The 12301-nt window shown below is 52.1% G+C and carries 11 protein-coding genes; 5 read left to right on the top strand and 6 right to left on the bottom strand.

What is annotated here, in order from left to right; all coding sequences use genetic code 11:
* Positions 1-48: 48 nt before the first annotated feature.
* On the top strand, positions 49-1797 hold the full coding sequence (locus tag MHI43_RS01360) for a M28 family peptidase (protein ID WP_012818481.1): 1749 nt from the start codon (positions 49-51) through the stop codon (positions 1795-1797).
* Positions 1798-1918: 121 nt separating this feature from the next.
* Here the strand turns inward: MHI43_RS01360 and MHI43_RS01355 are convergent, their stop codons facing one another.
* A complete protein-coding gene (locus MHI43_RS01355; protein ID WP_012818480.1) occupies positions 1919-2365 on the bottom strand; it encodes a DUF3888 domain-containing protein in 447 nt (148 codons plus the stop codon).
* A gap of 231 nt (positions 2366-2596) precedes the next feature.
* Between MHI43_RS01355 and MHI43_RS01350 the strand changes: the two genes are divergently transcribed.
* Together MHI43_RS01350 and MHI43_RS01345 are read left to right on the top strand one after the other, a co-directional pair.
* A complete protein-coding gene (locus MHI43_RS01350; protein ID WP_313958354.1) occupies positions 2597-3529 on the top strand; it encodes an alpha/beta hydrolase in 933 nt (310 codons plus the stop codon).
* Between the two features lie 312 nt (positions 3530-3841).
* On the top strand, positions 3842-4051 hold the full coding sequence (locus tag MHI43_RS01345; RefSeq protein ID WP_036664887.1) for a hypothetical protein: 210 nt from the start codon (positions 3842-3844) through the stop codon (positions 4049-4051).
* A 205-nt stretch (positions 4052-4256) separates the two neighbouring features.
* On the opposite strand, the gene phnX is transcribed toward MHI43_RS01345, so the two are convergent.
* The 5 genes from phnX to MHI43_RS01320 form a co-directional block, all read right to left on the bottom strand.
* Entirely contained in the window at positions 4257-5075 is an 819-nt protein-coding gene (gene phnX / locus MHI43_RS01340) for a phosphonoacetaldehyde hydrolase (RefSeq protein ID WP_012818477.1), read from the bottom strand.
* The gene (gene phnW, locus MHI43_RS01335; protein WP_012818476.1) at positions 5072-6166 is read right to left on the bottom strand and encodes a 2-aminoethylphosphonate--pyruvate transaminase; all 1095 of its coding nucleotides are present in this window, start codon (positions 6164-6166) and stop codon (positions 5072-5074) included. Before phnW ends, phnX begins: the two co-directional genes overlap by 4 nt.
* Positions 6167-6188: 22 nt before the next feature.
* The gene (locus MHI43_RS01330; RefSeq protein ID WP_036664888.1) at positions 6189-7184 is read right to left on the bottom strand and encodes an extracellular solute-binding protein; all 996 of its coding nucleotides are present in this window, start codon (positions 7182-7184) and stop codon (positions 6189-6191) included.
* Positions 7185-7466: 282 nt separating this feature from the next.
* Entirely contained in the window at positions 7467-9083 is a 1617-nt protein-coding gene (locus tag MHI43_RS01325) for an ABC transporter permease subunit (RefSeq protein WP_036664889.1), read from the bottom strand.
* Positions 9076-9828: an ABC transporter ATP-binding protein gene (locus tag MHI43_RS01320; RefSeq protein ID WP_012818473.1), complete on the bottom strand. Its 753-nt coding sequence runs from the start codon at positions 9826-9828 to the stop codon at positions 9076-9078. Before MHI43_RS01320 ends, MHI43_RS01325 begins: the two co-directional genes overlap by 8 nt.
* A gap of 251 nt (positions 9829-10079) precedes the next feature.
* On the opposite strand from MHI43_RS01320, the gene MHI43_RS01315 reads away from it, so the two are divergent.
* Positions 10080-10844: a DeoR/GlpR family DNA-binding transcription regulator gene (locus MHI43_RS01315; RefSeq protein ID WP_036664891.1), complete on the top strand. Its 765-nt coding sequence runs from the start codon at positions 10080-10082 to the stop codon at positions 10842-10844.
* Between the two features lie 314 nt (positions 10845-11158).
* A complete protein-coding gene (locus MHI43_RS01310; RefSeq protein WP_036664892.1) occupies positions 11159-12217 on the top strand; it encodes a hypothetical protein in 1059 nt (352 codons plus the stop codon).
* Positions 12218-12301 lie beyond the last annotated feature (84 nt).

The raw sequence follows: 12301 nt of genomic DNA, 5'->3' as shown, positions 1-12301 counted from the left end.
ACACCGCGAATGACCCTGAATGATCCTAAAAGGAAGTGAGTATTGATCATGCAAATTCAATTGAGCAGACCGCCGGACCGCAGACCTCCTTATTGGCTGCCGCTTACAACCATCCTGGCCGTCATACTCTTTATCTCCCTCATGCTGTGGTTCGAGAAGCCGCCGGAAGCCAGAAATATCGATGCACCCGCAACCGAGTTCTCGGCGGAACGAGCCATGGCACATGTCGAACGGATTGCCCAAGAGCCCCACCCGATGGGGTCCCCTGCCAATGCGGAAGTCCGGGCTTATTTGGTGGAACAGATGAAGCAGCTCGGCTTGAACCCGGAGGTTCAGGAGTTTAATGACCGTCTGACAACCAAGTACGTCGACGCCGACGTGCAGCTTACGAACATTCTTGGCGTCATTAAAGGAACCGGATCTGGTAAACCGCTCCTTCTGATGTCGCACTATGACTCGGTCCCTACCGGCCCCGGGGCGAATGATGCTTCGGTCAGCGTAGCCTCCTTGCTGGAGACGGCAAGAGCGATCCAGGCCGGAACTCCGCCGCAAAATGACATCTGGATCCTGCTGACAGACGGGGAGGAAAGAGGCCTGCTCGGTGCCGAGGTGTTCTTTCAGGATCCGGCGCACCGTGAGATTGGCATGATTGCGAATTTTGAAGCCCGGGGATCGAAGGGTTCGTCCTTCATGTTCCAGACCAGCGACAGCAATGGACGGATCATTGAAGAATATGCCCGGGCCGTATCCAATCCTGTCAGCAACTCCCTCTTGGTGGATCTCTACAAACAACTGCCGAACGATACCGATCTGACGGTGGCGCTGGAGCATGGCCTCCCGGGGCTGAACTTTGCCTATGGCGACGGGTGGGTAGCTTACCATACCCCGATGGACAACACGGAGAATGTCTCCCTTGAGACCATGCAGCATCAAGGCGAGAATGCGCTCGCCATGGCAAAGCATTTTGGCAATCTGGACTTGGCTGACCTGACCTCCACAGGCGACCGCATCTATTTCAATCTGTTTGGCCTGCTGGTTCACTACCCGGCGCAATGGGCGATTCCGATCACTGTGGCGATCGCAGCGCTATGGCTGGCTTTTGCTTGGTTGTTTGCCCGCTTCTCCTTGCTTACCGTTAAGGGAAGCCTGATCGGGCTCGGAACTCCGATTCTGGCCGTCGTGCTCTCAACCGCGCTCAGCTATGGCTTGTGGACGCTCATCGATGCATTGTGGGCAGGCAAAATGACGCAGCCTACAGGCGCAACCTACGATTCGCTTCTATACAGCGTCAGCTTTGTCCTGGTGACCCTCATCGTTCATGTCGCGCTTACCCGCTGGGTGGTGCGAAAAGCAAATGAAGTGGAGATGCTGCTTAGCGGCGCACTCCTGTTCCTGCTGCTGCTCATCGGCTCGACCTGGCTTCTGCCGGGCGCAAGTTATTTATTCGCGATACCGCTGCTGGTTCATTTCGCGGCTCTGACATGGGCGGCATTTACCCGGGACCCGCGCGAAACCTTAACCCATCCGGCCGTCGTGCTGGGAACATCGCTTATCCCGGTTCTGATGTTCACGTCGGTCTTTCACATCGTATTCCTTCTGCTCCCGCCGGGAATTCATCTGTTCAGCGTTGTGCTGATCGGACTGATACTGGCCCTGATGTCCCCGGCAGTCCGAATGCTCGCGCATTCTTGGAAATGGGTGCTGCCGGCCGCTTTCATCGCCATCGTTGTCCTGCTCGGCATCGGCTGGAGCCAAGCTGAACCCGGGCCGGATCGGCCGGTTTATGAGAGCCGATAGGGTTCTCCTAGAGCAGCTGATAGTTGTTACACCTGATAAGTGCACTCTATCCTGCATGCCAAACAAGCAAACGCGAACACCGCGTTTGCTTGTTTTTTTACATGGAACAGCCCAGCCGCCGTTACTTCACGATGTCTTGCCAATGCGAGGGAAGCTCATACGTATTCAGATGCTTGTATTCTACCAGCTTCACCATACCGCCGGGAATCGTCGGGGCGACCTCAAAGACAAGGCGGTCCTTTCCCACCGGGATATGGGGGCCGACCACCGGGCGGGCCTCCAGCGTGATGACGAAATGAAAGCCGCGGAATCCGTTCACTCTCTTCACTTGGATCACGTCCACGAAGTAGGGATAAACAACCGGAAGCTCCTTCAACGTATGGCTATAATGCCGATTGACGACTTCATCGATATGGGGAAGCAGAAACAGCATCAGCAAATCCTGATACTGCAGCTGGGCACTATCCTTTTTCGGTGATGTATAATCGGTCACCTCGGCATGGGACGGCAGAGGCAAGCCGAAAATCGTGACGACGGCAAGGATCAGGCTGATAAAGCATTTGTTCATCTTCCTCTCTTCGCACCTCCTGCCACAGTTCTTATGGATTAGGTTCTCCCAACCGATAAGATTGATGTAACGCCATCCGAATCGAACGTGATCTGCCATATGGATGAATCAAGATACGTACGATATGATAGGTGGAAGGAAGCTATCGATTCGGCGCATTCTTCCTCTCGGCATGCCTTCAGCGCGATCAACACTGACGGGGAGGGTACACATCATTAAGAAAAAAGGATTATGACCATGTCTGCAGCTATTATCGCATTACTAGCAATCATTATAATTTCAGCCAGCTTCTACTTTTATAACGTCGCTATTGCCCGGGCCGACAAGGCTTTCCTGAACGGCAACCCGGACCTGGAAGCCAACTCGAATATCGACAACCCCTTTGCGGATAGCAAGGATTGGTGGGCCAAGCAAAGCTTCGAGGAATGGAGTCTTACCTCAGACGACGGATTGAAACTGCATGCGTACTATTTACCTGCCGAAGTGCCTACGGATAAAACCGTCATGATCGCACACGGATACTCCGGCCATTCGGAGCAGATGAGCGGATTCGCCCAAATGTACCATGAGGACCTGGGCTACAACGTCCTGCTTCCCGATGCGCGTGGCCATGGAAAGAGCGAAGGCGATTACATCGGCTTCGGTTGGCCGGAGCGGATGGATTATCTCAGATGGATTGAACGCGTCATCCGGCATACAGGGGAAGACGCCCAGATTGTCCTGCACGGCGTGTCCATGGGCGGGGCAACGGTGATGATGACCAGCGGCGAAGAGCTTCCGCCCCAGGTAAAAGCCATTGTCGAGGACTGCGGGTATACCTCGGTCACGGATGAGCTGACCTATCAGCTAAAGCGCATGTATAAGCTTCCATCCTTCCCGCTGGTTCAATCCACGAGCTTGCTCACCAAGATCCGGGCCGGATACTCCTTCGGCGAGGCCTCCGCGCTGGAGCAGGTGAAGAAATCCAAGACGCCGACGCTGTTCATACACGGCGGCGGGGATCTGTTCGTCCCTACCGAGATGGTGTATGAGCTGTACGAGAACGGTCCGGAGCAAAAGAAGCTGTTCATCGTCCCCGATGCAGGCCACGGCCTGGCACGCCAGTTCGATCCAGAAGGGTACGACCGGGAAGTGAAGGAGTTTATCGGCACGTATGTGCAATAAATTGAAAGAAGAGCAGTCCATGCGGACTGCTCTTTTTTGGTGAGGTGAATATACCCCTGATCAGCTTTGTGGTCACATTTAAGCCCATGTTGGTGAGCTATACCCTCTGAGCGAACTCAGGTTTAGAACATAAATGTTGGATGCATGATATGAGACCACTTGACCTGGTTTCCCTCAAGAGATCAACTACATGTTCCTGTTTAGATTCAGAATCATGCTATAATTAGAATATTCTGTAAACACACATTGTTTTTGGAATGAGTAAATAAATTATAAGGTTTTTAGTTCCATTGTTGAAAGGATGGATTCTTCATGGTTGTTGGAGTACAAGAGCTCATTTTTTTTATCATTATTTTAGCAGCAAATTACTTACTAATTTACCTGATTGTTAGTAATGCTATTTCAAATTCAGGGTTGAAATCGGAAATGGATAGTCTCAAGAACGAATTGAAAGATATAAAGAAATTGCTAGTAGATCATTCGGAAAAAACACTTGGGGATCGTAAGAATAAAGAAATCTAAATGCTACCTCATTCATTTTTAGCGATTTGCGTTAGAAACTTAACTCAATCTAAAACAGACCCGGCAATTCTGCCGGATCTGTTTTATTGAGGTTTAAAGTGAGCACCCTCTCAATGAAGGAAGTCAACAAAAAAGTACAGTAGAAACCGAGACAGAGCTTATGCACCGAAGAATACCATTCGCGGTTTCTTCATTAAATACCATCCTAGCGCTGAATGCCCGGTCTTTTTCCCTCAGCCAGCATGCCGTTAATGCTCTCGATCAACTGCGGCAGCTCGCTCATCGTCCGGATCGTAAAATCCGCCCCGTTACGGATAAACGTCTCTTCGGTTTTCGAGATCGCGGCTTCCCGGTCCGACTCTGACAGGGCATGAAACTCTTCCAAGCCCAAGCCCATTTCGGAGCTGCCGATAGCAACGCCAACCGACCACACGCCTGCGTTCACGCCTTCTTTCACGTCGGAGACGGTATCGCCGACCTTAACGACTTTCCATGAAGCCGATAATCCAAGAAACTCCATGTTCCGGTAGATCATGTAGGGGTAAGGTCTTCCTTGGGAGCGCGTGTCATCCGGCGTGAAATAAACATCCGGGCTGTACCCCTTTTGCCGCGCATTGGCAACCACGACCTCCATCATGACGCTCGTATAACCGGTCGTGGAACCGATTTTCAAGCCTTGCTCCTTCAGCGCTTCAACCGCCTCAATGACACCCGGAATCGGGTCCGTGTACTCGGATAAGGAGACCATCAAGGCCGGCTCGAATTCCGCATACAGCCGTTCTACATCCTGCTCACCGAAAGCTCTGCCGTACTTCGCCTCCCATAGCGCAGACACTCTCGGCATAGACAGCATGGCACGAATATGGTCGATCTTCAGCATCCCCATCGGCGCTCTCGCTTCCTCCATCGTTACCTCAATACCCGCATTCTTGAAAATATCGACAAACACGTTCACGGGCGCAAAACATCCAAAATCCACGGCCGTTCCAGCCCAGTCCAATATAACGCCTTCGATTCGGTTCATTGTGCCGTCACCCCTATATATTCTTCAATAATCGTACATAATTGCTCGATATCCTGCTCATAGATCTCCCCGATATTCCCAATGCGGAAGGTATCCACGTCGGTCAGCTTGCCCGGGTAAATCACATAACCCCTTTCTTTAATATAAGCGTAAAAATGCTCAAAGCTGAACCCTTCGCTCGGGAATAAAAACGTGGTGATGATCGGGGATTGCTTGTCATCGGTGATATACGACCGAATGCCGATCTGCTCCAATCTCTCCCGCAGCAGTCGATTGTTATTCCGGTAACGGCTGAACCTGGCAGGGACGCCGCCTTCTTCATTCAGCTCATCCAACGCTTTGGAGAAGGCCGCCACGACATGGGTCGGCGAGGTATAACGCCATTTGCCGTCCTTGTCCATGCCCTTCCATTGGTCGTACAGGTCGAGCGACAGGCTGCGCGCAATCCCTTCGCAGGCCGTAAGCTTCTCCAGCTTGGCGATCACAAAGCCAAACCCCGGAACGCCTTGAATGCATTTATTCGCGCTGCTGATCAGATAATCGATGCCGAGCCCCTGCACATCGATCTCCATGCCGCCAAAGCTGCTCATCGCATCGATAATGAGGGTTTTTCCATATTCCCTGGACAGCTTCGAGATCATCTCCAGCGGGTTCAGAATGCCGGTGGTCGTTTCGCAATGAACCATCGCGATATGCGTAATCTGCAGATCCTCCTGGAGCCTAGCCCGCAGCTCATCCTCGCTTGGATGTTCATCGTAATTCACCTTGTACTCCGCGTAATTCAGTCCGATATACTCCGCCATCTTCACGATCCGTTCGCCGTAGGCGCCGTTCGTTACGATCAGTACCTTATCGTCTTTCGAAATGGCGGTCGTCATGACGGCTTCAACGGCAAACGTGCCGCTTCCCTGCATCAGCACGGCGGTGTACAGCTCTGGATCCGCTCCGGCCAGTGCCAAGAGCTGCGATCTGATTTTTTGCGTAATGGATTTATATTCATCATCCCACGTGCAGCGGTCAAAGAGCATTTCCTCTTTTACCGCCTTGGTTGTGGTCAAAGGTCCCGGTGTCAAAAGCTTGTAGGTTTTCATGTCGCATCGCTCCTAAGTCGGCTTATTCTTTGGATCCGTTGAAGAATTGCTGATGCTCTTCCAGCAGCTCCACGGTCAGCGGCTTCTCGAAGGTCATCGAGTATGCAGGTTTGTTGACTTCATCGACGGTCTCCCCTTCGTACAGGGCCACCGGGTAGTTCGCAATCAAATCTTTGAGGGCATCCTTTACGATGGTCTCGGCCATCTTCATCGCTAGATCCGTCGTTGCATTCTTCTTGTCCACGACCGCAACCGATTCGGTCAGCGAGAAGTTTCCTTCGACCGGATCCACGTAGTCAATCGGTGCACCGGTGGCTTTAGCCGCTACCGCCTGATGGCGAAGGCCAAACCCGGCCGCCACTTCGCCAGCCTGCACTTTCTTGATCGGACCGGAACCCGAGCTCTCCAGATGCGGTCCCACGTTGGCGATCAGGTCATGAAGCACCTTACGTCCCGCATCTTCGCCGTATTGCGTAATAATGGCCTGAACGAGCAGCCAGCCGGTGGAAGAATCCATGATGTTCGGAATCGATACGAGTCCGCTGAATTCCGGTTTGGTCAGGTCCGTGATGGAGGTGGGCATCGGCAATCCTTTATCCTTCAGCACTTCCGTATTCACGAAGATGGAGCCGGTATTCGCCAGAATCGGCGTGTAATATGCCGGATAAGAATCGGTAGCGTCTGCGTCAAAAGCCAGATCCTTAAACATCGAATGCTTGCTCTGCGAGCTTTCGATGAAGTAGGAGCTCATCGTGACGAGATCGGCCTCGATTTTGTTCCCCTCCGCCATCAGTTTGCCCCCGAGTTCGGAGGTGCCCAGGGATTGGACAAGGTACTGTCCTTCATATCCGGCATTCTTCAACGAGGTTTCCATTGCTGCAACGGCTTCCTCATCCCCGTTGGTGTAGATGACTACCTTCTTCGCTTCCCCCGCGCTGCCGCTGCCGCAGGCGGCCAAAGCAAACACCATACTAACTGCGATCAATGACAGCAGCATTCCCTTCAGCGTTTTCATCATGATTAACTCCACTCCTTGAATTTTTTATTTAGTAATGATGTGAAAAAATGAATTAGCCTGCGCATTCCCACGTCAAATGGCAGATGTCGATTTCGAGCAGGGAGCTCCTCACCTCAAGTGTCAATACCCAGCGGAGAGGACGGAATCGTATTGGAGAAGCGAATGCGTTCGCCTTTGTATTCGCATTTCTACCGCTTAGTCATCTCAATTCGAGAAATCCGAAGACAACAGCGATCGGAAATACGATCCGGCATCGTAGCGGACAGGCGTGATGGGGCAGCTTCAGCGCTGCGCCGTTCTCCTCTGCCATGCGTCGCACACCAGCTTGATGATCAGATTCGTGAAGAAGATCAGCATCGACAGCACGAAGATCTCATTAAACTTGGCGAAATGCTGCAGCTCTTTGATTTTGCTGGCGACGAGCGACGTCTGGGCCGATACGAGAAAGATAATGCCGCTGATCGTTACCATGGCGTTGATGAAATAGTAGCTGAACATCTCGATGACGGTTGAGGCCGAGTTCGGCAGGATCACCCGATACACGGTCTTGAACCAGCTGTCCCCCAGCAGTTCTCCCGTGGTTTCCCAGGAGGGATTCATCTTGGACAGAGAGTTCTTGGCCATCAGGTACGGCGTCGTAAAGAAATGAACGATGTTGCACAGAACGATAATGATAAAGGTCCCCTTCAGGCTGCTCCCGTTAAAGAAGAGCAGGTAGGATATCCCGAGCACCATGCCGGGCACGGTATTGGTTATCATGGATATGATGTCTACCGCGGACCGGGCTTTTAACGATGTGCGCACATTGAGCAGCGCGGATAAGTACGCCATCAAGGTACCGAACAGCGCCGTCAAGAAGGCGACCCAGAGCGAATTGCGATATACCCCCGTCAAATCACTCGATTGAATCACATCCCGCACATGCTGGAACGTGAAGGTCATGTTATAGGGGTAACTGCTCAACCAAGGAGCGATGAACATCACCGCAAAAATGGACAGCATGCCCGTCACAATGGCCGACGACATCACGCCGAAGGCGATATCCCGAACGCGCTGCCGCGGCAGCTCGATATCCGACAGCTTGTCATAGTGGAAATTCCACTTTTCCAGATAATTCAGCAGCCAGATGCCGAACACGGCCGGAATCAGCATCATCACCGCAATGACAGCGCCTTGATTGAAGTCTGGAATGGAACCCAGCATCACCTGGTACAGCTGCGTCGCCACGACCGGATAGGTACCGCCGACGGAAGCCGGAATCCCAAAATCCGTAAAGCTTAAGATAAAGGACAGCACAAAGGCCCCGCCAAGGGCTCCCGCAAGGGGACGCAAAATCGTATTCATGAAACTTCTCATCGTGCCGTCACCCATTAACTTGGATACGATGATGAATTTTTTATCAATGTACTTAAACGCGTTATGAATCAGCAGGAATACCGGCGGCAGCGTATAAATGACGTAGCCGATGAGCAGCCCGTTCCATCCATAGATGTCGAACAGATTGCGCCCGGCAAGCCGGGTGATCAAGCCCTGGTTACCGAACGAATACATGATGGCGAACCCATAGGTAATGGTCGGAAGCAGCATGGGGACCATGATGACGGTTTTCAGCAGGCCTTTGACGGGCCGGTATATTTTGGTGCAATGAATGGAATACGCGAGTATGAACCCCAGAACGGTCGTGATCACGGCCGTTACGCCCGATACCTTCACGCTGTTGCCGATCGCCTCGACGAATTCCCGATTCGCCCCTATGGATGCATAGTGTCCAAGGGTAAATCCCTGATCGGATCCGAAGGAGCGGACCAGCAATATGAGCAGCGGCAGGAACAGAAACACGGCGAACAATAACAGGATGACGGTGAAAATAACCCGCATTTCCGGCTTCGTGCTACGCATACTGTTCACCGAACAGGTTGTAGATGTTCTGCCTTTTGATATGCAGCTGCTTGATAATGAACTGCTTCACAAAATCATTGCTCGGATGATGGACAATCTCCTGGGGCGTGCCGAATTGGGCAATCTGTCCCTGATGGATGATCAGGATTTTGTCCGAGAGCGTCAGCGCCTCTTCCGGGTCATGCGTCACAATGATCGTGGTCAGCTTGAATTCCCTGGCGATCGACTGGATCCGCTGCTTGATCGATTCCTTGATCACGCCGTCCAGCGCGCTGAGCGGCTCATCGAGCAGCAGGATTTTCGGTTTCGTGACTAGCGTTCTGGCCAGGGCTACTCTCTGCTTCTGCCCCCCTGACAGTTCGCCGATCCGCTTGTCCAAGTGGGGCTGGAGCTCGAGAAAATCGATATATTCCCGGACCTCCTGCTCGCTCACGGTTCCCTTCTTATTGCGCAGGCCGTATACGATATTGTCGTAGGCATTCAAGTTGGGGAATAAGGCATAGTCTTGAAACACGATATTAAATCCCCGCTTCTTCATCGGTACGTTGCTCAGATCTTGACCCTGGAACACGATTTTTCCCTGATCCATTCGGGTGAGTCCCAAAATAATATTCAGCAATGTGGTCTTCCCGCTCCCACTCGGACCGAGCAGCGATACTATCTCGCCGGTGCCGATTTCTACGTTGATGTCATCCAAAACCACTTTATCGTCGAATTGTTTGCAAATATGCTCTAGCTTCAGCAAACGGCTCACCTCCTTAAACACATCCTCAGTATAGAAACCATATGTAAATAAGAATCATGGGAACTGTTAAATGTAAGTAAATTATGCATATATCATTCATAAATCAATACTAACTATTGACCATATTCACTCATGACTGATGCCTAACTTATGAATAATATAGGTAACTGTATTGAACATGGCCGTGCGAATCGGTAAACTAGACATGAATACAGGCATCAACCACTAATGCGGATTGAATGGGTGAGCGAATGTTTCCATTGGAGAGGCAAAAGAAAATACTTGAGCTGCTTACGATTCGAAAAGTACTGAAGATCACGGAGCTTACGGAAGAGCTGAACGTCTCCGTGGATACGCTGCGACGGGATTTGAACACCCTGACCAAGCAAGGGCGGATTGAGAAGATCTATGGCGGGGTGAAGCTCGTGGAGTCCCGGTTCGGCGAATCCTCCATGGATGAGCGCATGGTCAGCCAGCTGGAAGAGAAGGACCGGATCGCCCGCAAATGCAGCGAATTCGTTCATGACGGCGACTGCATCTACATCGACAGCGGCTCGACCACGTACCAAATCGCCAAATACGTGAAGCATAAGAAGAAGCTGACGGTGGTTACGAATTCACTTCCGGTTGCGATCGAACTGATGGACAGCGACGTGGAGCTGATTATGATCGGCGGCAAAATCCGGCGGGAGGAGCAATCCGTCGTCGCGTATGAATACATCTTCAACTTTCATGAGCTGAATGTGCTGAAGGCGTTTATCTGCTGCAGCGGCATCACCATCGAAAAAGGCATCTCCGACTACAACCTGGAAGAAGCCATCACGCGCAAAAAAATGATCGAGCTGTCCAAAGAGGTGATTGTCATGGCGGACAGCACCAAGTTTGGCAAAGACGTTACCATTTCCATCGCTCCGCTCGACAGAATCGATACCATCGTGACGGATGCGAACGTCCGTCCAAGCTTTATTCCAACTTTCAAGAAGACCAATACAACGCTTGTGATTGCAGATGAATAGAATAGAGAACCACGCCAAAAACGGACATTTCCGATCGCCGAACGACAGCGAGTATGGGAATGTCCGTTTTTTATTTCACACTTGCGGAGACCGTGCTAACTTATATGTATCGAGCCTTTTCCAGTATCCCGTATCCATACGGACCAATCTTCTTTGCATGCATCTCCATCTCTTTATTATGTGGATGACGGACCAAGCCTCCTTTGTAAGCGGTTGTACATTAGAAGGGAAGTCCATATAATGATGAAGGAATGAAAATTAGGATATTTTTGTTATGTTCTGCGACACCATGCAGATAGAGGAGGAATCTGATTATGAACGTTGGATCAGCACGAGCAGCGGCAACGGATTGGGTCTTGCAGCATGCCAGCAGGGAGCCTGGATTCATGGGTGCCTATTTCAGCGGCTCCACGGTCGGCAAGCCGGACGATGCCGAGATGGCTCCGTCATCAGACATTGACGTCGTTGTAGTCACCGCGGATCCGGAGCCCCCGCTGAAACCGGGGAAGTTTATCTACCAGGACGCCTTGATCGAGGTCACCTATCTGTCCTGGCAGGACCTGGCTTCGCCCGAGCAAGTATTAACGTCCTACCATCTGGCAGGCAGCTTCCGCGTAGACACCCTGATGTCCGACCCGACCGGGCAGCTGCGCAAGCTGCAGACGGACGTCTCGCGGCATTTTGCCGACCGGATCTGGGTCACCCGCCGCTGTGAGAACGTGCGCGAACGTATCATGAACGGCCTCCAATCCATAGATCCTTCCGCTCCTTGGCATCGCCAGGTAACCTCGTGGCTGTTTCCTACCGGCGTAACCACCCATATGCTTCTGGTCGCCGCGCTTCGCAACCCCACGGTCAGACTCCGCTATGCGGCAGTTCGCGACGTGCTGAAGGAATATAACCAAGAGCAGGTCTACGAGGAGCTGTTACGTTTGCTGGGCTGTAAAGACATGACTGCCGAGCAAGCCATGAATCATCTAAACGGACTGGCCCGCACCTTCGACGCCGCTGCTGCGATTGCCAATACGCCCTTCTTCTTCAGCAGTGACATTACGCCGGAAGCAAGACCGATTGCCATTGACGGCAGCCGCGAGCTGATCCTAAACGGAAGCCATCGGGAAGCCGTCTTCTGGATGGTGGCCACCTTCGCCCGCTGCCACAACATCTTGGAGGTTGACGGGACTCCTGAATTTCAGGAGCAGTATGTACCCGCTTTCGATGCGATTCTGGCCGATCTCGGCATAACGTCCACCGTTGACCTGCTCCAGCGGGCCGAAGAGACCCTCCGTTTCCTGCCGAAGCTGTGGGATGTCACGGTAGGCATTCTGGATGCCAATCCGAATGTATCCGGCGGCGAAGAATCAACCTCATAACTCTATTTTCATATAGAAAAGACCACGCCAGGATTCGTCTGGCGTGGTCTTTGTTTTGTACATCGTGCGTATTACTCCTTATGC

Source organism: Paenibacillus sp. FSL H8-0457 (genome assembly GCF_038051935.1).
In the GTDB taxonomy this organism is placed as follows: Bacteria; Bacillota; Bacilli; order Paenibacillales; family Paenibacillaceae; genus Paenibacillus_AQ; species Paenibacillus_AQ lautus_A.
The sequence above is the reverse complement of the archived record's forward strand: the minus strand, read 5'-3'. Positions and strand labels throughout refer to the sequence as shown.